Genomic DNA, 21217 nt, shown 5'->3' with positions numbered 1-21217 from the left:
TTACGTTCGCGCGGTACTGCCTGACACGTTCAATCTGTAAATGATGCGTGAGAGCTTGTATTCTCCGTCAGTTGGCAATGGGCGACAGTGCTTCTGCTCAGAATTCTTCCCGACTCACGCGGGAGGCCTGTGTGCCACATACTCATGCAGCGCCAAGAGGGCGTTGCTGACAGATCAAGGTAGATAACGCTAGTGAAGATTCTAGTTACTGGCGGCGCAGGCTTCATCGGCTCCGCTGTCATACGGCACATTATTGCCAACACCACTGATTCGGTCGTCAACGTCGACAAGCTGACTTATGCGGGCAACCTCGAGTCGCTTCAGGCGGTTGGCCAGAACGAGCGCTATGCTTTCGAGCAAGTCGATATCTGCAACCGCGAAGATCTTGACCGCGTATTCCACGCACATCAACCGGACGCCGTGATGCATCTGGCAGCCGAGTCCCACGTTGATCGCTCCATCAGCGGCCCGTCCGAGTTTATCCAGACCAACATCATCGGCACTTATGTGCTGCTGGAAGCGGCGCGCAACTACTGGTCGTCGCTGGAAGAAACCCGAAAGGCCGGTTTCCGTTTCCACCACATTTCGACCGACGAAGTGTATGGCGACCTCGAAGGGCCGGAAGACCTCTTCACCGAAACCACGCCGTATCAGCCAAGCTCGCCGTACTCGGCCAGCAAGGCCAGCTCTGACCATCTTGTTCGCGCCTGGGCTCGCACCTACGGCCTGCCTGCGCTGGTCACCAACTGCTCGAATAACTACGGGCCATTCCACTTTCCGGAAAAGCTGATTCCTCTGGTCATCCTGAATGCACTGGAAGGCAAACCACTGCCGATCTATGGCAAAGGCGACCAGATTCGTGACTGGCTGTTCGTAGAAGATCACGCTCGCGCATTGTACAAAGTGGTCACCGAAGGAGAAGTGGGCGAGACCTACAACATCGGCGGGCACAACGAGAAGCAGAACATCGACGTCGTGCGCACCATTTGTGCGTTGCTCGACGAATTGCGTCCTGATTCAGCGTTCCGTCCTCACGTTGAGCTGCTGACCTACGTTCAGGACCGTCCCGGCCACGACCTGCGTTACGCGATCGATGCCAGCAAAATTCAGCGTGAGCTGGGCTGGGTTCCGGAGGAAACCTTCGAGTCGGGCATCCGCAAAACGGTGCAGTGGTACCTCGACAATCCTGAGTGGGTAGCGCACGTCAAAAGCGGCAGCTACCAGCAATGGATCGACAAGAACTACGCCGCGCGCGCTGACAAGGCATGAAGATTCTTCTGCTGGGTAAAAACGGACAGGTCGGCTGGGAGTTGCAACGCGCGTTGAGCGTGTTGGGTGAGGTGATTGCACTTGATCGCCATCCGGCTGCCACTCCCTACGGCACGCTGGTGGGCGATTTGTCGGACCTCGCCGGTCTGCGGGAAGCCATCCGCAGCGTCGCTCCGCGGATCATCTTCAATGCCGCTGCGTATACCGCAGTGGACAAAGCCGAGACCGAACGCGAACTGGCCCATACGATCAATGCGTTGGCGAGCCAGGTGATGGCCGAAGAGGCGAAGCGGCTCGACGCGCTGCTTGTGCATTATTCGACCGACTACGTGTTCGACGGCAGCGGCATCACACCGTGGAAAGAAACCGACATCGTCGCGCCGGTCAATTACTACGGAGCCACCAAGCTGGAGGGCGAGCAGCTTATTGCTGCCTCTGGCTGCAAGCACCTGATATTCCGCACCAGCTGGGTTTATGCGGCGCGCGGCAACAATTTCGCCAAAACCATGCTGAGACTGGCCAAAGATCGGCCGTCGCTGAACGTGATTGCCGATCAGATCGGTGTGCCAACAGGCGCCGATTTGCTGGCGGACGTCGCTGTTGCGGCGTTGCAGCAGGCCTTGGTACGTCCCGAGCTGTGCGGTATTTACCATCTGGCGCCGACAGGTGAAACGTCCTGGCACGCCTACGCCAGCTATGTCATCGACTTCGCGCGAGCCAACGGCGAGGTGCTGGCAGTCGAGACGATCAACCCCATTCCGACCACTGAATACCCGACCCCTGCGAGCCGTCCGCTGAACTCACGTCTTGCAACTGACAAGCTCCGCAACGACTTCTCTCTACACTTGCCGGATTGGCAAAGTGGCATAACCCGCATGCTTATGGAAGCTCTGAACAAATGAACACGACTAATCGTAAAGGAATCATTCTGGCTGGCGGTTCGGGAACCCGTCTGCACCCGCTGACCTTGGGTGTCTCCAAGCAAATGCTGCCGATCTACGACAAGCCGATGATTTTTTACCCGCTGTCGGTTCTGATGCTGGCCGGGATGCGCGAGATACTGATCATCTCCACGCCGGAAGACTTGCCCAGCTTCCGCAAATTGTTGGGCGACGGCAGTCAGTACGGTATCGAGCTGAACTACGCTGAACAACCGAGCCCGGATGGCCTGGCCCAGGCGTTCATCATCGGCGAAGCGTTCATCGGCAAAGACCCTTGCTGCCTGATCCTGGGCGACAACATCTTCTACGGCCAGCACTTCTCGGACAATCTGCGCGCTGCGTGCGAGCAGACCGAAGGCGCCACCGTGTTCGGTTATCACGTTAACGATCCCGAGCGTTTCGGCGTGGTCTCGTTCGACGAGAGCGGCCGTGCGCTGAGCATCGAAGAAAAGCCAGCCGAACCGAAGTCCAGCTACGCAGTGACTGGCTTGTACTTCTACGATAATCAGGTTGTCGAGATCGCCAAAGGCATCCAGCCGTCCGAGCGTGGCGAGCTAGAAATCACTGACGTAAACCGCGCTTACCTTGAGCAGAAAAGTCTGACCGTGCAGATGCTCGGGCGCGGCTTTGCCTGGCTCGACACCGGTACTCATGAGTCGCTGCTGGAGGCCAGCCACTTCGTTCACACCATCGAACAGCGCCAAGGCTGGAAGGTGGCGTGCCTGGAAGAGATCGGTTACGCCAACGGCTGGATTTCCGCCGAGGTTCTGGCGGCACAGGCCGAGAAGCTGAAGAAGACTGGCTACGGCCAGTACTTGCGCGGTCTGCTGGACGGTCAGCAGCGTTAGGGTATCGGCATCGCTTACGTGTGGACGGCCAAGGGGTAGCCCACACGTGGAGACAGGTCTGACGGCGCGTTCGAGCTACCTTTATTCGAATACGTCGGCGGCAGTCAGACTGACCGCTTGCTGATCTTTGCCCGAGAGACTCGGTGCACGGTCCAGCGGCCAGTCAATCGCTACTGTCGGGTCGTTCCAGGCGAGGCTGCGTTCATGCTCAGGCGCCCAGTAGTCGGTGGTTTTGTAAACGAACTCCGCCACTTCGGACAGCACCACAAACCCATGGGCGAACCCTTCCGGAATCCATAGCTGCTTCTTGTTCTCTGCGCTCAGGTGAAGGCCCACCCACTGGCCAAAGGTGGGAGAACGCCTGCGCAAGTCGACCGCAACGTCGAACACCTCACCACTGATCACGCGCACCAGCTTGCCCTGAGGCTGCTTGACTTGATAATGCAGCCCGCGAAGCACGCCCTTGGCCGAGCGCGAATGGTTGTCCTGAACGAAACTGACTTGGCGTCCGAGTACCTCTTCGAAAACTTTGTGATTGAAGCTTTCGAAGAAAAACCCACGTTCGTCGCCAAACACCTTGGGCTCGAAAGCCATTACATCGGGGATAGCGAGTGGGGTCGCGTGCATGCTTTCTTTATCTCTCATAAGAACGGTGGACAGAACAAGCGGCACACTTTAACCGCACTGAGCATGGCCGTCATCGACCAGCCTGTTGCCCAGGCGCAGTGTGGCGGGTCCCCTTTAAAAACAACGGTCCAGAGGTCGTCATGATCTCACCGCGCCATTGCGTTTCCCTCCCCAACCCCTCACCATCGCTTTCCGTTATCCATTGCCTGATGGACGAGACAAATTGGCGACACGCCCGGCTCAAAAGCGCCCCGGATTATGGATGCTTCTGGCGCTTGCACTGACGTGCACGGCGTGTGTCGGCTATCTGAGCGCGGATTGGGATTTCTCCCTGATCAGCCGCCGCGCCGAGGCGCTGTACGGACCGTTGGGCGCCGGGAAGCAGCGCATCGATGCCTGGCAGAATTTGCTGGCAACCGAGAAGCAGGTCAGCGAGCTGGACAAGCTGAAGGTCGTGAACCTGTTCTTCAACAAGCAGATGCGCTACGCCGAAGACATCGACCTGTGGCACGAGGTCGATTACTGGGCGACGCCGATCGAGTCGCTGATCAAGGGCGCGGGGGATTGTGAGGATTACGCGATCGCCAAGTATTTCAGCCTGCGCCGCCTGGGCGTGCCCAGCGAGAAGCTGCTGATCACCTACGTCAAGGCGCTGCGCCTGAACCGCGCGCACATGGTGCTGACCTATTACTCGAGCCCCAATGCCATGCCGCTGGTGCTCGACAGCCTGATCGACGACATCAAACCCGCCAGCCAACGAACCGACCTGTTGCCGGTGTATGCCTTCAACGCTGAAGGGCTGTGGCTGCCGGGCGCGCAGGGCAACAAGAAAGTGAGCGACACTAAGCGTCTGTCCCGGTGGCAGGACGTGCTGAAAAAAATGTCTGCAGAAGGCTTCCCCACCGAGCCCGAGAATTAGGAGTACTGATGTCTCTGTTCAAACAGCTGTTGATCGCGATCTGTCTGTTCATGGTGGTTGCCTTTGCGGGGAGTTTTGTCGTCAGCCTGGAAAGCTCGCGGGCGCAGTACGTCAATCAGTTGCGCTCCCACGCCCAGGACGCCGCGACCTCGCTGGCACTGTCGCTGACGTCCAATATCGACGACCCGGCGATGGTCGAGCTGATGGTGGCATCGATCTTCGACAGCGGTTATTACGCGAGCATCCGCGTGGTGGATCTGGCCAGTGGCAACGCGCTCGTCGAGCGCAGCGCGACGCCGGACAATCAGGGCGTGCCGCAGTGGTTCATCAACGCCATCGGGCTTGAGCCGGCAGGCGGCGAGGCGATTGTCAGCCGTGGCTGGCAGCAGACGGCGCGGGTCGAAGTGGTCAGCCACCCGATGTTCGCCCTGGCGAAGTTGTGGCAGAGCGCGCTGGGCAGCCTGGGTTGGTTGCTGGTGTGCGGCGTGGTCAGTGCGATTCTCGGCGCGATGCTGTTGCGCCGGCAGCTGAAGCCGCTGGATTACATGGTGGCGCAATCCCAGGCGATTGGCCGTCGCGAGTTTCTCGTTCTGCCCGAACTGCCGCGCACACCGGAGCTGCGCCGGGTGGTGCAGGCGATGAACCAGATGGTCGAGAAGCTCAAGGCGCTGTTTCAGGAAAGCACCGAGCGCAGCGAGAAGCTGCGCATTGAGTCGTATCAGGACAGCCTGACCGGGCTGTCCAATCGCCGTTATTTCGATATGCAGCTTAAAATGCACGTCAGCAATCCGGAGGAGGAGCTCGCAGGGCATCTGTTGTTATTGCGGGTTCAAGATCTGGCCGGGCTTAACCTGCGCCTTGGTGGAAAACGAACTGATTCGTTACTGGTCGCGGTGGCTCACTTACTTGTCAGCCACTGTGAGAAGTACCCCAAGATCCGCCACCTGATCAGTCGTTCTCGAGGGGGCGAATTTGCAGTGCTTGCGCCGGGGATGGGGCGAGAGGAAACGCTGGAGCTGGTTGAGGATATAGAGAACGCTCTCAAAGACCTTGGCGCCACCGGGGTTTCTGACATTTCTCCTGTGGCACATATGGGCTTGGCAGCTTACATGCCGGGGGAGGCGACGCTCACCTTGCTAGGCCTTGCGGATCAGGCTTTGTCACTGGCTGAAACCCAAGGTGAGCAAACCTGGAGTTATGCCGAGAACGGTGCAGTCGTAAGTGCCGGTGATGACCAGCACACGTGGCATCGCGTGCTTGATCAGGCGCTCATTGAGGGTGGCTTTAAGCTTTTCTTCCAGCCAGTCGTCAGGACGAGCGATATCACTCGGGTGATGCATTACAAAGTACTTTCCCGATTGGTCGATGAGCAGGGCCAGGCAATTCCGGCTGGACGCTTCTTACCGTGGATCGAGCGATTTGGCTGGTCCAGTCGTCTGGACTTGTGGATGTTGCGCAACGTACTGTCGGATCTACGCCAGCATGACCGGTCCCTGGCCTTGAACCTTTCCGCCGCTACGCTGGCCGATGCGCAAGCGCTTGAAGAAATATTCGACTTGTTGCGACAGCATGCAAAGCTCGGCCCCCGCCTGACCTTTGAAATCGGCGAAGAGCAGTTACCTGAACAATCAGTGCTGGAGCAGCTTACCCGACGGCTTCAGGCACATGGCTTTTCGCTGGCACTACAACGATTCGGCGGGCGCTTCAGCATGATCGGGAATCTGGCGCATCTGGGCCTGGCTTATCTGAAGATCGACGGCAGCTACATTCGCTCCATTGACGAGGAAAGCCACAAGCGTCTGTTCATAGAAGCGGTGCAACGTGCCGCGCATAGTATCGATTTGCCTCTAATTGCCGAGAGAGTAGAAACCGAGGGCGAACGTCAGGTGATTGCCGAAATGGGTATCGAGGGCGTGCAAGGGCAACTTGTGGGTGATCCGACGCCATGGGAGTGAATGATCCCGGCCTGCTGTAGCCGGGATATAAAGCTCTTAGTTCAGTGGGTTGGCTCGGGATTCGACAAAAACGAAACGGCTGTTTAGCCAATAGCTGGCGATGGCAACAACGAATACGGACGCGACGACACCGTACATGTAGTTGATATCGAAGAATCGCGTGCAATACACGCACGTCCACGAAATGGCCAATCCTACCGTGCTCACCGTCAGGAACTTTAAGTAAACCTTCAGTTCCTTGCGCGCTTTAAAGGTCCACATAGAATTCATCAGGTACGAAAATGCGTTAGCGCATAAAAACGCGATCGCATTGGCAAGTGGCGGTTCGACCGCTGCCTGTTCTACCAGCAGGTAAACCGCTGCGATATGAATACCCGTGTTGAGCAGGCCCACCATCGCAAATTTGATGAATTTATGCAGGTCGCCATTAGCCGTCATGTTTTTGCGCCTTGCGGTTTCGGACCGAGCGAATGACATACGGCGGACGGTTCTTGGACTCCAGATAAGTCCTGCCGACATACTCGCCCAGAACTCCCAGGCCCATCATCTGTAACCCTGACATGAACAGCATCATTGAGGCCAACGATGCGTAGCCCGGTACGTCGGCGCCAAACATCAGAGTGGTTATGACGATGAAACCGCCGTACATGAAAGACAGTAATGCGACCCCGAATCCGATGTAGGTCCAGATCTTCAATGGAGCAATGGAGAAGGAAGTAATGCCTTCGAGCGCCAGATTCCAGAGCTTCCAACCTGAAAACTTAGTGGTGCCGAGTGCGCGTTCTGGACGGGTGTAATTGACAGTAGTGGTGCGAAAGCCTGCCCAGGCGAACAGGCCTTTCATGAACCTGCGGGTTTCAGGAAGAGAGCACAGGACGTCCACAACACGTCGGTCCATGAGACGGAAATCGCCAACATCGTTAGGGATTTCAACGTCGGACAGACGATTGATTACTTTGTAGAAAGCCCTGGCGGTCATGCGCTTGAGCGCGCCGTCACTGGATCGGTCGATGCGCTTGGCGAGAACGACGTCATGGCCGTTTTCCCAGAGCGCCAGCATCTCGGCCAGTAGCTCCGGTGGATCTTGCAAGTCCGCATCCAGTGGAATGACCGCGGCGCCTCGGGCTTGCTCAAGACCTGCCGAAAGGGCAGCCTCTTTACCGAAGTTTCGGGAAAGATCGACGATCACCAGCGAGACGTTATGAGGTCGGCTTGCCTCAAGCACAGCAAGCGTTGCGTCGCTGCTGCCGTCGTTGACTGCGATCACCTCCCAGTCATAAAGATCGTGATTGACGCACCGGCCAATCTCTTCCAGCGTCGCCGCAACGTTATCTTCCTCGTTGTAGAAAGGAATTATGATCGAGACCAGTTTCCGTTGGGGTTTGCTGGCGGTGGAGGATTGTAAGCCCTCGGACGCTATTGACATCCGTTGTGGGCCCCGGACATCGGAATGCTGAGTTGCAGCGCCGCCGGACTGCGGAATTGAAAACTCGGCGTTTTCGCTCTCATTCGTGGTTGTGTCCTTGCCACCTGCCATGCTCGTTTCGTCCTGTCAGTTGTAGATGCCGCTCAATACTTTCTCGGGCCCGAAAACCGATTGGACCCTGCCTAAAATTTCGGCGCATAGCCTACCATGCCTTAGCCGCGATCGGCTGGCAGCGCACGCGAACACGGGCATACCCGAGATCGGGTATGCACGTCGTTTGCAGAAAGGTAAGTGCTGAAAGTAACAGCTTCAGATCAGCCGTTGTTCATCATCATTGATCAAGTCACTCAGGCCGCCCAGTGTTTCCCGGGCCTGGGTTCGATCCATCAATTTCGCCTGTGCGGCGGCGGGGAGGTCGGTGATGTTGAGGATGCCTTTGCTGGTCAGGACCTGAATCAGGTCGTCCAGTACCCGGATCATGTCCATGTCGCTGGACTTGAGCTGGATCAGGCTCTTCTCGACCACTTCGTTGGCAAACCAGGCTTGCACCTGATGGTCATCGGGGGGCAGTTGCTCGCTCGCTTCGGCAAAGGCCGTCGCTTCCACGCGAATTAGCGTGCCATCGGCATCGCGCTGAACGTAAAACATGGCTCATTCCTCAGGGACTGACCGGGCTGGCAACCGTCAGCGACGGATGCCAGCACAGTACAACAGCTCTCGCGACTCAGCTATCAGTGGTGATCGACTTTGATGGTCGGATCCGCACCGCTCACCAGCGAGTTAACCATGGCATTGCTCCAGGTCACGCCCTCCACCTTGATGTGCACGTCGGCCGTGTTGGCAGCGGCGGCTGCGGTCACGTTCGACGCGAACTGTCCGGTGGTGCTGACTTGCAGAATGGTGTCACGGCCATCGTTGGTGACTTGCAGGTACTTGCTGAGGGTGTCGGTGTCTTCACCCTGCAGCAGGTCACGCAGGTCGATCCGGTCGCCTTCGCCCTTGTTGAAGTCCTTGATCACGTCAAAGCCACCGCTGTTGGTGTCGCCTGCTTTCCAGGCGAACGTATCGGCACCTGCGCCACCGGTAAGGATGTCGTTGCCTTTACCACCCATCAGGACGTCGTTGCCGTTGCCACCATTGAGGATGTCGTTGCCACCCTGGCCGAACAGAATGTCATTGCCATTGCCGCCCAGCAGGGTGTCGTTGCCGTCCTGCGACGTCGACGACGAATTGGCCAGGTGAGCCACTGCGTCAAGGTTGTTGGTCACGAACGAATGCAGCGTCTTGTCATCGATGGTCGACACGTTGACGTGCAGCGTGTCCGCCGCAAACGCCTTCAGCGCCGTAATGCCGCCCTGGGTGTTGAAGGTGATCAGGTCACCGAACAGGATGTCATTGCCGTCGCCACCGTTGAGGGTGTCACTGCCCGGCGCGATATCTTTCTGGTCGCCCAGTACCGCTTTGGCCAGATCGTCAGCGTTGACGTTGGTCTGCGCGTGACCGTCGCTGTCGTAGTGATTGAGCGTGCTCGTCTTGACCGCCGAGTTCAGGCCGATCGCTTCGATGGTCGGCGACTGCTTCAGCAACAGCGCGTAACCGGTGTCCGCTTCAGCCAGCACGACGCTGCTGCCGTTGGTTTCAGGCGAATTCAGGCTGTATTCCGTACCGCCCTTGCCGTCGGCATGACTGGCGAGGGTGCCCATCAGCTTGCCGGTCGTGCTGCTGGCGTAGCTGTAAACGTGGCCCACGGTGTCGATGGCGACTTTGCCGTTCACCGAATACGTGCTGCCCAGATGCCAGCTTTCCAGGCCCGTCGCCAATGTGATGGCCGTGCCGTTCACCGTACCGAGCACCGTGCTGGTGTTCTGGTAAACGTTAGGCTCGCCGTCGGTGATGAAGTAGGTGCGGTTCTCGCCCGTCGGGTTGGTGCTGTTCAAACCGGCGAACCAGTTCGCCGTGGTCTTGAAGGCATCTTCGTAGTTGGTGGTACCGCCCGATGTCATGGTCGCCAGAGCAGCGGCCAGGGTTTTCAAGGCGGCAGCCTTGTCAGACATGTCCACAGAAACGGTCGAGCGCACGTTGGTATCGAAATCCACCAGCAGCACGTTGATCTTGCCGGCGTTGGCCGTCTGAGCACCGTTCGCCAGTTTCTCGAAGACCGACTGCAGCTGGGTTTTCGCCGTGTCGAGGGATTTGCCCATGCTGCCCGAGCTGTCGACGATGAAGGCGATGTTGTAGCTCTTGCCCTGCACGATGGTCGTGCCGCTGACGTCGCCAACGATGATGTCGCCGCCGGTGGTGCCAGTGATCGGCGTCGGATCGGTGCCGGCCAGGCCTTCACTCGAGTTGTAAGTCTGAGACTCGACGGTGACGGTGATCGCCTTGCTGTCGCTGGCGCTGGCCACCGCGCTTGGGACGCCTGGAACGTTTGCTTCGGTCGCCGTCGCCGTGACGTTCAGCGTGAACTTGCCGCTGAAGTAGTCAGGCGTGGTGATGCTCAGCGTCGACAGGTCGAATTGGCTGACGTCGATCGTGTCCATCACGGTTTTGCCGTCTTCGACGTGAGTCGTCACGGTGGCCGTGTGGCCCGCGGCGTCGGTCAGGATCGAGCCGGCCGGTGCGCCGCCGCTCAGGGTGGTGACGTGAGTCTCCGAACCGTCGAGGCTGTCACCGAACACCGCTTTGACCGGGCTCAGCTTGATCGCGGTGCCTTCGGTGCCGTGGTTCAGCTCGTAACCGGTGTAATAACCCTCACCGCTGCCAACCGTGCCTTCGTGCAACGGCGAGACGTTCAGGCCCGAAGCCTTAAGGTCATCGACCGTTGCGAACAGCAGCACGTTGCTGCCGTTCAGGGCCACGGTCTGGGAGGCGCCGGTGCTGATGTTCTTGTCGGTCAGGCTGATGTTGTAGCTGCCCGGACCTGCCTGGTTGTAGTGGTAGACGTCCAGGGTGTAGTAGCCGGACTCCGTCGGCGTGAAGCCCGCACTCTGAATCTTGCCGCCCGCGCCCCATGTGGCGTTGGCTGCGGTCTGGCCGGCTACGGTGATCAACAGACTGTCGTCCGCGGTGCCGGAGAAGGTGTAGGTGTGGCCAGCTTCCATGTAGACCAGACCGGACAACTTGGTGCCGGTGCCGACCGCGACGGACGAGTCCTGTGCACCGCTTGCGACGCTATGCGTGGTCGGATCCACGGTGGTGTTGAAGCCGGCCTTGATGGTCGCTTCGTTGGCGCCGTTGCCGTCGGTGCCCATGTTCTTCAGCGTGCCGACATAAACGTCTTTCACCAGACCGGTCGACTGAACCACGCCGGAACCCAGCGTCACCAGCGGTTGGTCGGCAACAGGTGCCACGCTGATGGTGCCGGTGGCGTTGACCGAACTCGCCAGACCCTGATCGTCGACGGCCTTGTAGGTGAACGAGGTGCTGCCCGCCCAATCGGCGGCTGGCTTGAAGTACACCGTTGCAGCGTTGCCGACTGCGACGATGTTGCTCAGGCTGGTCAGCGCGACCTTTCCGGCTGCATCAGCGTAGAAGGTGCCGTGTGCCGCCATGTCGACCAGGTTGAAGTGGTCGATTGTGCTGTCCACGTCGGTCGCGCTCAGCGTCACGGCGATGGCCGGGCTGTCTTCGTTACCACTGCCGGTTGTGGCGTCGGCCACTGGCACATCGTTGACCGTCGTGATGTGAATCGTCGACGTGGTGTTGACGATGTTGTTGGTGGTGCTGCCGTCGTTGACGCTGATGTTGATGATGCGGTCGTCTTTGACAGGGTCGTGGGACGTGCTGTCGAAGGTGATCGACGAGATCGCCGTCTGGTACTGAGCCGCCGTGCCCGCACCGAACGTGATGACCTTGCCGGTCACAACGTTGTTGGTAACGATATCGGTGGTGGTGACGCTCAGGCCAGCGGTGTTGCCGATCGCCAGCAGATCACCCGCCTTGTAGTTGGTCAGTGTGACCGTAGCGCTTTGCAGCGTCGGGCTGTCGGCATCGCTGACGGTGAAGTCGCGAGCGATCAAGCCTGGGCCTTTGCCCGGCGCAGTGACATCGCCGCCGACCAGGGTTTCGTTCCAGGTGTTGCCGAATTCCTTGCCATCGCCAGTGTGGCCGATGACCGGAGCGTCGTTCACCGCGGTGACGGTGATTGTGCTGCCGGCAACCAGCGAATCCTGCGTGCCCGTACCGTCGCCTTTCGCGCCGGAGTCGGTCACTTGGACGGTTACGGCACGGTCACCCGCCTGAGGGTTGTCGCCCGGGCTGTTGAAGGTGATCGACTGGATCAGCGCCTTGTACTGGTCAATGGACGCGATGCCCTTGATCTGGAAGCCGTTCACCAGACCGTCGGCGTTGTGGGTTTCTACCACGCTGACGCCTTTCGGCGCAGTGCCGGTGAACGTCAGCACGTCGCCTGCCTTCACATCGACCGAAACCACAGCCTTGCTCAGGGTAGTGTTGTCGACGTCGGCCAGATTCAGGTTCTTGACGATCGAGACCGCTGCATCGTTTTCGGTGAAGCCGACCGATGCAGTGCTCACGGTCGGTACATCGTTGACCGTGGTGATGTGGATCGTCGAGGTGGTGGACGCGATGTTGTTGACCGTGCTGCCGTCATCAACAGTGATCTTGATGAGGCGGTTTTCTTTCGACGGATCATGGGACGTGCTGTCGAAAGTGATCGACTGAATCGCCGTCTGGTACTGGGCCGCAGTGCCTGCACCAAAGGTGATGGTCTTGCCGGTCACCGCGCCGGAAGCGTCTTTAACATCACTGACGGTGTAGGTCAGGGCGCCCGGTTTGCCGACATTCAGGACGTCGCCGTCCTTGAAGTTGGTCAGCGTGACGGTCGCGCTTTTCAGCGAGGTGCTGTCAGCGTCGTTCAGGGTGAAATCGCGAGCGATTTGACCCGGGCCTTTGCCCGGCGCGGTGACATCGCCACCCACGGCGGTTTCGTTCCAGGTGTTGCCGAACTGTTTGCCGCTGCCGGTGTGGCCGATGACTGGGGCATCGTTGACGGCAATCACGTTGATCTGGCTGTCGTGAACGACGGTCAGGTTGTTGGTGCCATTGGCATCTGCGTCGGTCACAGCGATGGTCACGCCCCGTGGCGCGGTGCTCGGATTGTCGCCGTTGTCGGCGTAGGTGATCGACTTGATCAGGGTTTCGTAATTGGCCACCGAAGCCTTGCCGGTCAGATCGATGACGATGTTGCCGTTGGCGTCGTTGCTCAGCTTGTAGCTGATACCCAGATCGGTGGTACCGGTGGTGCCGTCGCTGCCGCCTTTGTAGTACTGGGAAACGATCAGGTCTTCAGCCTGAATACCGGTCAGCGTGATTTTCGCGCTGGTCAGCTCAGTGCTGTCGACGTCAGCGATGCTGAAGTCTTTGACGATCGCAATCGGCGCACCGTTTTCGGTGTAAGTGATGCTGCCGAAGTTGACCACAGGCGCGTCGTTGACGGCCGTGACCGTGATGGTGCCGGTTGCCGGAGTCGTGGACGCCAAGCCCTGGTTGTCAACGGCGGTGTAGGTGAACGGCGTGCTGCCATTCCAGTTCGCGTCCGGCTTGAAGTAGACCGTCGCTCCGTTGTCGGTGGCGGGGATGTTGGTGGTCCCGGTCAGCGGCTGAGTGCCGGCCGCGTCGGAGTAGAACGTGCCGTTGGCAGGCGTGTTGACCAAGGTGAAGTGGTCAATAGTGCCGTCCACGTCAGAGCCGGTCAGCTTCACGGCAACGAGGGTGTCTTCGTTGCCAGTGCCTGTGGCGGTGTTGACCACTGGCGCGTCGTTCACTGCGGCAACGTTGACGGTCAGCGAGCCGGTGGCGGTTGCTTTCTGCCCGGTGAGTTCACTCGACGTCGAGCTCACCTGCAAGGTGATCGAACCGTTGAAGTCAGCCGGTGGCGTCAGGGTCAGCGTGGTCAGGTCCCAGCCATCGATGACGACTTTGCCGTCGCCGGTCGGGATCGAGGTGTAGCTGTTTTTGCCATCGGTCAGCACAGCGCCAACCGGAATGCCGCCCACGGTCAGGCCGCTCAGGCTTTCCGAACCGTCGGTGTCGACCAGTGCAGTGCTGACATTGATCTGGATCGCGGTGTCTTCATCGCCCTGGGCGTTGCTGACGGTGACGGTCGGGGCATCAGCCACCGGCGTGACGTTGATGGTGCCAGTTGCGGTGGTGCCGGCTGGCAGGTTCTCGTTATCAACAGCGGTGTAGGTGAAGGTGGTATCGCCCGCCCAGTTCGCGTCCGGCTTGAAGTAGATCGTCGCGCCATTGTTGGTCGCAGCGATGTTGTTCAAGTTGGTCAGCGGCTGAGTGCCGGCGGCATCGGAGTAGAAGGTGCCGTTGGCTGGCGTGTTGACCAGGTTGAAGTGGTCAATGGTGCCGTCGACGTCAGAGCCAGACAGCTTGACCGCGATGGTGGTGTCTTCGTTGCCCTGGCCCGATGCAGCGTTGACCACTGGAGCGTCGTTGACGGCGATCATGTTCATCTGGCTGTCGTGAACGACGGTCAGGTTGTTGGTGCCACTGGCATCTGCGTCGGTCACAGCGATGGTCACGCCGCGTGGTGCAGTGCTCGGGTTCTCGCTGTTGTCGGCGTAAGTGATCGACTTGATCAAGGTTTCGTAATTGGCTACCGAAGCCTTGCCAGTCAGATCGATCACGATGTTGCCGTCGGCGTCGTTGCTCAGCTTGTAGCTGATACCCAGATCGGTGGTACCCGCGGTGCCGTCGCTGCCGCCTTTGTAGTACTGGGAAACGATCAGGTCTTCAGCCTGAATACCGGTCAGCGTGATCTTCGCGCTGGTCAATTCAGTGCTGTCGACGTCGGTGATGCTGAAGTTGTTGACGATCGCGATCGGCGCACCGTTTTCGGTGTAAGTGGTGCTGTCGAAGTTGACCACTGGCGCATCGTTCACCGACGCGACGTTCACGGTCAGGGACTGAGTCGTGGTTGCCGATTGGCCGGTCAGCTCGGTGGAGGTCGAGCTCACTTGCAAGTTGATCGAGCCGTTGAAGTCTTTCGGCGGCGTGATCGTCAAGTTGGTCAGATCCCAGCCATTGATGTAGACAGCGCCGTCGCCGGTCGGAATTGAGGTGTAGCTATGGGTGCCGTCAGTCAGCACGGCGCCCACTGGAATGCCGGACACCACGAACGGGCCCAGGGATTCCGAGCCGTCTGTGTCGACCAGCGCGGTGCTGACGTTCAGCTTGATCGCCGAATCTTCATTACCTTGGGCGTTGCTGACAGTGACGGTCGGGGCGTCGGCTACCGGTGTGACGCTGATGTTTCCGGTTGCCGGGGTGCTGGCCAGGCCCTGATTGTCGACAGCGGTGTAGGTGAAGTCGCTGGTGACGCCCGCCCAGTTTTCGGTTGGCTTGAAGTAAATCGTCGCGCTGTTGTTGGTGGCGGCGATGTTGCTGAGGTTGGTCAGCTCCTGAGTCCCTGCAGCGTCAGCGTAGAACTTCCCGTTGCTGGCCATCGACACCAGGTTGAAGTGGTCGATGGTGCCGTCAACGTCAGCGCCCGTCAGGTTGACCGCGATGGCAGTGTCTTCGTCGCCTTGGCCCAGTGCCGCGTTGACGGTCGGGGCGTCGTTGACGGCAATCACGTTGATCTGGCTGTCGTGAACGACGGTCAGGTTGTTGGTGCCGTTGGCATCTGCGTCGGTCACAGCGATGGTCACGCTGCGTGGTGCAGTGCTTGGGTTTTCACTGTTGTCGGCGTAAGTGATCGACTTGATCAGGGTTTCGTAATTGGCCACCGAAGCCTTGCCAGTCAGATCGATAACGATGTTGCCGTCGGCGTCGTTGCTCAGCTTGTAGCTGATACCCAGATCGGTGGTACCCGCGGTGCCGTCGCTGCCGCCTTTGTAGTACTGGGAAACGATCAGGTCTTCAGCCTGAATACCGGTCAGCGTGATCTTCGCGCTGGTCAGCTCAGTGCTGTCGACGTCAGCGATGCTGAAGTTGTTGACGATCGCGATCGGCGCACCGTTTTCGGTGTAAGTGGTGCTGTCGAAGTTGACCACTGGCGCATCGTTCACCGACGCGACGTTCACGGTCAGGGACTGAGTCGTGGTTGCCGATTGGCCGGTCAGCTCGGTGGAGGTCGAGCTCACTTGCAGGTTGATCGAGCCGTTGAAGTCTTTCGGCGGCGTGATCGTCAGGTTGGTCAGGTCCCAGCCATTGATATAGACAGCGCCGTCGCCTGTCGGAATCGAGGTGTAGCTGTGGGTGCCGTCAGTCAGCACGGCGCCCACTGGAATACCGGACACTACGAACGGGCCCAGGGATTCCGAGCCGTCGGTGTCGACCAGCGCGGTGCTCACGTCCAGCTTGATCGCCGAGTCTTCATTACCTTGTGCGTTGGCAACGGTGACGATTGGAGCATCGGCCACCGGTGTGACGCTGATGTTTCCGGTTGCCGGTGTGCTGGCCAGGCCCTGATTGTCGACAGCGGTGTAGGTGAAGTCGCTGGTGACGCCCGCCCAGTTTTCGGTTGGCTTGAAGTAAATCGTCGCGCTGTTGTTGGTGGCGGCGATGTTGCTGAGGTTGGTCAGCTCCTGAGTCCCTGCAGCGTCAGCATAGAACTTGCCGTTGCTGGCCATCGACACCAGGTTGAAGTGGTCGATGGTGCCATCAACGTCACCGCCCGACAGCTTGACGGCAATCGGCGTGTCTTCGTCGCCCTTGCCTGCGGTGTTGTTCACGACCGGCGCGTCGTTGACCGGCGTGATGCCGATCTGGCCAGTGGCGCTGCCCGACAGGTTGTTGGTGCCATTGGCATCAGCGTCGGTCACTTCGATGGTCACGCCGCGTGGGGTGGTGATCGGGGCGTCACTGCTGTTGGCGTAGGTGATCGAGTTGATCAGCGTGGTGTAGTCAGCGATCGACGCCTTGCCGGTCAGGTCGATGATGATGTTGCCATCGGCATCGTTGCTGAGGTTGTAGCTGATGCCCAGAGTGGTGGTGCCACTGTTTGCACCAGTGTAGTACTGGGAAACGATCAGGTCTTCGGCCTGAATGCCGGTCAGGGTGATTTTTGCGCTGCTCAGCTGGCTGCTGTCGACGTCGCCGATCTGCAGGTTGCTGACCAATGCCTGAGGCGCGCCGTTTTCGACGTAGTCAGGATTGGTGAAGGTGACGGTTGGGGCATCGTTGATCGGCCCGACGTTCACGGTCAGCGACTGAACCGTGGTGGCCGAGTCCTTGTTGGCGCTTTCGGTCGACGTCGAGCTCACCTGCAGGTTGATCGAGCCGTTGAAATCTTTCGGCGGCGTGATCGTCAGGTTGGTCAGGTCCCAGCCATTAATGTAGACAGCGCCGTCGCCGGTCGGAATCGAGGTGTAGCTGTGGGTGCCATCCGTCAGCACGGCGCCCACTGGAATACCGGACACCACGAACGGGCCGAGAGATTCCGAGCCGTCAGTGTCGACCAGCGCGGTGCTGACGTTCAGCTTGATCGCGGAGTCTTCATTACCTTGGGCGTCGGCAACGGTGACGATCGGAGCGTCTGCCACCGGCGTGACGTTGATGGCGCCGTTGGCTGGCGCGCCAGTTTGCAGGCCCTGATTGTCGACCGCGGTGTAGGTGAAGCTGGTGTCACCGGCCCAGTTGGCATCCGGCTTGAAGTAGATCGTCGCGCTGTTGTTGCTGGCGGCGATGTTGCTGAGGTTGGTCAGCGCCTGGGTACCGGCGGCGTCGGCGTAGAACGTGCCGTGCTCGGCCATGGTGACCAGATTGAAGTGATCGATGGTGCCGTCGACATCAGCGCCGGTCAGGTTGACCGCGATGGCAGTGTCTTCGTCGCCCTGGCCCAGAGCCGCGTTCACGGTCGGAGCGTCGTTGACGGCAATCACGTTGATCTGGCCGTCGTGCACGGCGGTCAGGTTGGTGGTGCCGTTTGCGTCGAGGTCGGTAACCGAGATGCTCACGCCACGCGGTACGGTGCTCGGTTTTTCGCTGTTGTCAGCGTACGTGAGCGACTTGATCAGGGTTTCATAGTTGGCGACCGAGGCGTTGCCCGTCAGGTCGATCACGATGTTGCCGCTGGCGTCGTTGCTCAGGGTGTAGGTGATGCCCAGGTCGGTAAGGCCGGTGGTGCCGCCTTTGTAGTACTGAGACACCACCAGGTCTTCAGCCTGAACACCGGTCAGCGTGATTTTCGCGCTGCTCAGTTGCGTGCTGTCGATGTCGGTGATGCTGAAATTGTTCACCAGCGCGATCGGCGCACCGTTTTCGGTGTACGTCGTGCTGTCGAAGTTGACCGCCGGGCCGTCGTTCACAGGCGTCACATTGACGATCAGCGCCTGTGTCGTGGTGGCCGAATCCTGGTTGGCGCCTTCGGTCGACGTCGAGCTCACTTGCAGGGTGATCGAGCCGTTGAAATCTTTCGGCGGGGTGATCGTCAGGTTGTTCAGGTCCCAACCGTCGATATAAACAGCACCGTCGCCTGTCGGAATCGAGGTGTAACTGTGGGTGCCATCCGTCAGCACGGCGCCGACCGGAATGCCGGACACAACCAGCGGGCCCAGGGATTCGGAGCCGTCGGTGTCGACCAGCGCGGTGCTCAGGGTCAGCTTGATCGCCGAGTCTTCATTACCTTGGGCGTCAGCAACGGTGACGATCGGCGCATCGGCCACTGGCGTGACGTTAATGACGCCGTTGGCTGGCGCGCCAGTTTGCAGGCCCTGGTTGTCGACTGCGGTGTAGGTGAAGCTGGTGTCGCCCGCCCAGTTGGCGTTCGGCTTGAAGTAGATCGTCGCGCCGTTGGCGGTGGCGGCGATATTGCTGAGGCTGGTCAGCGCCTGGGTACCGGCAGCATCGGCGTAGAACGTGCCGTTGGCCGCCAGGCTGACCAGGTTGAAGTGGTCGATGGTGCCGTCGACGTCAGTGCCGGTCAGCCTGACCGCAATGGCGGTGTCTTCGTCGCCTTGGCCCGATGCGCCGATGACGGTCGGTGCGTCGTTGACCGGCGTGATGGCGACTTCGCCGGTGGCGCTGCCCGTCAGGTTGTTGGTGCCGTGGGTGTCCACGTCAGTCACTTCGATGGTCACGCCCCGTGGGGTGGTGATCGGCGCGTCACTGCTGTTGGCGTAGGTGATCGAGTTGATCAGCGTGGTGTAGTCGGCGATCGAGGCGTTGCCGTTCAACTGAATGACGACGTTACCGTTGGCGTCGTTGCCCAGCGTGTAGCTGATGCCCGAAGCCGTGGTGCCGCTGTTGCCGCCCTGGAAGGACGGCGATGCGATCAGGTCTTCGGCCTGAACGCCGGTCACGGTGATCTTCGCGCCGCTCAACTGACCGCCGTCGACGTCGCCGATCTGCAGGTTGTTGACCAGTGCCTGAGGCGCGCCGTTTTCGACGTAATCGCTGCTGGTGAAGGACACGGTCGGGGCGTCATTGACGGCGACAACGTGCACGATGCTGGTGGCCGGTGCGGAGTCGTTCTGGCCGTCGTTGACGGTCACAGTGATGGTGCGATCGGCAACGCTCGGGTCTTCGCTGCTGTTCTGGAAGGTGATCGACTTGATCACGGCTTCGTATTCGGCTGCGGTGGCGGCGCCGGTCAGGGTCAGTACGATCTGGCCGTTGACGGTGGCGGTGCTGACCGCGATGTTCGCGTTCGGGCTGCCCACCACCAGGCTGTCGGCGTCCTGAGGGTTGATCAGGGTGACTTTCGCGCCTTGCAGCGTCGGGCTGTCGGCGTCCGTGACGGTCAACTGGTCGGCGATCGAAACGCCAGCCTGGCCTTCGGTGAAGGTGGTTTCGCTGTTGGTGCCGTTGGCGCCACCATTGGGATCGACAACCGGCAGAGCGTCGTTGTCGATGATGGTGGTAGTGACGCTGCCGTTGGTCGGGCTGACAGCGACGTTCTCGAAGTTGCCGCCGCTGATGGCGCCGATCGCCACGGTGACGTTTTCAACGCCTTCCGGGATCGTGTCATTCAGGGTGTTCAGGTCGAAGGTGACGCTGCTGCTGTTGGCAGGGATCTTCACGCTGACCACTTGCGTGTAGTCGCTGCCGTCGGTAGCGGTGCCGCTGTAGGTCAGGTTGATCGTGACTTCGGTCTGCGCGGGGTTGCTCAGCGTAATGGTGTACGTGGCCGCCTGGCCTTCAATCACCGACTGAGTGCCGGTGATGCTGGCAAAAGTGGTGTCGATGGTGTCGGTGATGGTGGTCACCGCCGGCGTCGGATCGGTCGTCACGATCAGGCCGCCACCGCCCGTTGTGCCAGTGATAGTCGTGCTGATAACTGAAGGGTCGATGTACGGCGTATTGGTGTCAGCCACTTGAACAGTGGTCGAGCCCGACGTGTCGCCGCCACGAATGACAATGGTCGACCCGTTGGACAGGGTGACTGTCAGGTCCGAACTCGGCGCCTGAGTGACGTTTGCTGTGTACACCAGCGCGCCGCCGGCTTCGGTCAGCGTCTGGGTAGCGGTCAGTGTCAGGGTGCCGGCAGGCTGCGGCGCGGCGGGGGTGCCGTTGCCATTGCCGTTGTCGATCGCCAGACCGTTGCTCAGGGTAGGAGGGGGCACAGCCGTTGCCGCCAGGCCGTTGGTCGGGAAGCCGATGGTCGGATTCACTTCGCCTGCGGTCTCGGTGAGCATCACCACGCTGTGGCCGCCGCCTGCGTTGCCGCCATCACCTGGCGCCGCTTGCGGACCTGCCGCAGTGGCTTCGAGGTCTTTGGTCGGGTCCGCGCCGGCCGCGATCGCCTGCTGCAATTCCGCAACGGACGGTGCGGCTTGCGCGGTGGCTTCGGCAAGGTTGGTCGTAGAAGCCGGTGCGTCTGCGCTCCACTGGCTGTCACGGCCGATGTCCAGCTGACGGCCATCGGCAAGCTGCAGCGTGACTGCGCCTCCCGGGCCTGTCAGAACCTGCTCGCCGGTGAACAACCGGTCACCCTCAATGAGCACACGACGAATCCCTTCCGGGGAAACTGCGACGACTTGGCCAACAATGCTTTTGACGATGGCAACAACACTGCTCATGGGGGTGACTCTCCGAAATTACCGTTCAGTTGGTATCCATCATGCCGACCGGCCTTAACTAACGCCGCTTCATTACTGGAATACGTAAAGATTCGCATTTGTTCCGGCGCCAGATAACAACTTAGGGAACTAATTAAGTTGCACGTAATCTGGCGCCAATTTATTAACAGCAGGTCGGCACAGGAATTAACTTTCTGCCAAAGTATTGACCTATTCGGCGACATCCTAAACAATCGC

10 protein-coding genes are annotated in these 21217 nt (G+C 59.8%); 5 read left to right on the top strand and 5 right to left on the bottom strand.

Annotated elements, in window-relative coordinates; all coding sequences use genetic code 11:
• Positions 1-192: 192 nt before the first annotated feature.
• From rfbB to rfbA, 3 genes are read left to right on the top strand one after another with little or no spacing between them, the layout of a single operon-like run.
• On the top strand, positions 193-1269 hold the full coding sequence (rfbB, locus tag BBI10_RS09705; RefSeq protein WP_065988318.1) for a dTDP-glucose 4,6-dehydratase: 1077 nt from the start codon (positions 193-195) through the stop codon (positions 1267-1269).
• Positions 1266-2171 (top strand): dTDP-4-dehydrorhamnose reductase, encoded by a 906-nt coding sequence (gene rfbD / locus BBI10_RS09700; RefSeq protein WP_065988317.1) that lies wholly within the window; start codon positions 1266-1268, stop codon positions 2169-2171. The genes rfbB and rfbD overlap by 4 nt, the downstream gene beginning before the upstream one ends.
• Entirely contained in the window at positions 2168-3058 is an 891-nt protein-coding gene (gene rfbA, locus BBI10_RS09695) for a glucose-1-phosphate thymidylyltransferase RfbA (protein WP_065988316.1), read from the top strand. The genes rfbD and rfbA overlap by 4 nt, the downstream gene beginning before the upstream one ends.
• A gap of 81 nt (positions 3059-3139) precedes the next feature.
• Here rfbA and rfbC read toward each other — a convergent pair whose 3' ends face one another.
• Positions 3140-3685 carry a dTDP-4-dehydrorhamnose 3,5-epimerase gene (rfbC, locus tag BBI10_RS09690; RefSeq protein ID WP_065988315.1) on the bottom strand — a complete coding sequence of 182 codons (546 nt, stop codon included), beginning with the start codon at positions 3683-3685 and terminating at the stop codon, positions 3140-3142.
• A gap of 223 nt (positions 3686-3908) precedes the next feature.
• On the opposite strand from rfbC, the gene lapG reads away from it, so the two are divergent.
• Complete coding sequence (gene lapG / locus BBI10_RS09685) at positions 3909-4604, top strand: cysteine protease LapG (RefSeq protein ID WP_065988314.1); 696 nt, start codon at positions 3909-3911, stop codon at positions 4602-4604.
• An 8-nt stretch (positions 4605-4612) separates the two neighbouring features.
• Positions 4613-6559: a cyclic di-GMP receptor LapD gene (gene lapD / locus BBI10_RS09680; RefSeq protein WP_065988313.1), complete on the top strand. Its 1947-nt coding sequence runs from the start codon at positions 4613-4615 to the stop codon at positions 6557-6559.
• 36 nt (positions 6560-6595) lie between these two features.
• On the opposite strand, the gene BBI10_RS09675 is transcribed toward lapD, so the two are convergent.
• From BBI10_RS09675 to BBI10_RS09660, 4 genes are all read right to left on the bottom strand, one after another.
• Positions 6596-6997: a GtrA family protein gene (locus tag BBI10_RS09675; RefSeq protein ID WP_065988312.1), complete on the bottom strand. Its 402-nt coding sequence runs from the start codon at positions 6995-6997 to the stop codon at positions 6596-6598.
• Complete coding sequence (locus BBI10_RS09670; RefSeq protein ID WP_065988470.1) at positions 6987-7985, bottom strand: glycosyltransferase family 2 protein; 999 nt, start codon at positions 7983-7985, stop codon at positions 6987-6989. The genes BBI10_RS09675 and BBI10_RS09670 overlap by 11 nt, the downstream gene beginning before the upstream one ends.
• 309 nt (positions 7986-8294) lie before the next feature.
• Complete coding sequence (locus BBI10_RS09665) at positions 8295-8633, bottom strand: tryptophan synthase subunit beta (protein WP_065988311.1); 339 nt, start codon at positions 8631-8633, stop codon at positions 8295-8297.
• Between the two features lie 83 nt (positions 8634-8716).
• Positions 8717-20980 carry a retention module-containing protein gene (locus BBI10_RS09660; RefSeq protein WP_065988310.1) on the bottom strand — a complete coding sequence of 4088 codons (12264 nt, stop codon included), beginning with the start codon at positions 20978-20980 and terminating at the stop codon, positions 8717-8719.
• Between the last annotated feature and the right edge of the window lie 237 nt (positions 20981-21217).

The sequence above is a fragment of the Pseudomonas graminis genome, from assembly GCF_001705435.1.
Lineage (GTDB): Bacteria > Pseudomonadota > Gammaproteobacteria > Pseudomonadales > Pseudomonadaceae > Aquipseudomonas > Aquipseudomonas graminis_B.
This window is presented reverse-complemented; position numbering and strand designations above follow the sequence as displayed.

Coding starts and splice junctions, on each gene's coding strand:
- rfbD (WP_065988317.1), top strand. CDS start 1,266: ATGAAGATTCTTCTGCTGGGTAAAAACGGACAGGTCGGCTGGGAGTTG.
- rfbA (WP_065988316.1), top strand. CDS start 2,168: ATGAACACGACTAATCGTAAAGGAATCATTCTGGCTGGCGGTTCGGGA.
- rfbC (WP_065988315.1), bottom strand. CDS start 3,685: ATGCACGCGACCCCACTCGCTATCCCCGATGTAATGGCTTTCGAGCCC.
- lapD (WP_065988313.1), top strand. CDS start 4,613: ATGTCTCTGTTCAAACAGCTGTTGATCGCGATCTGTCTGTTCATGGTG.
- BBI10_RS09675 (WP_065988312.1), bottom strand. CDS start 6,997: ATGACGGCTAATGGCGACCTGCATAAATTCATCAAATTTGCGATGGTG.
- BBI10_RS09670 (WP_065988470.1), bottom strand. CDS start 7,985: ATGTCAATAGCGTCCGAGGGCTTACAATCCTCCACCGCCAGCAAACCC.
- BBI10_RS09665 (WP_065988311.1), bottom strand. CDS start 8,633: ATGTTTTACGTTCAGCGCGATGCCGATGGCACGCTAATTCGCGTGGAA.
- BBI10_RS09660 (WP_065988310.1), bottom strand. CDS start 20,980: ATGAGCAGTGTTGTTGCCATCGTCAAAAGCATTGTTGGCCAAGTCGTC.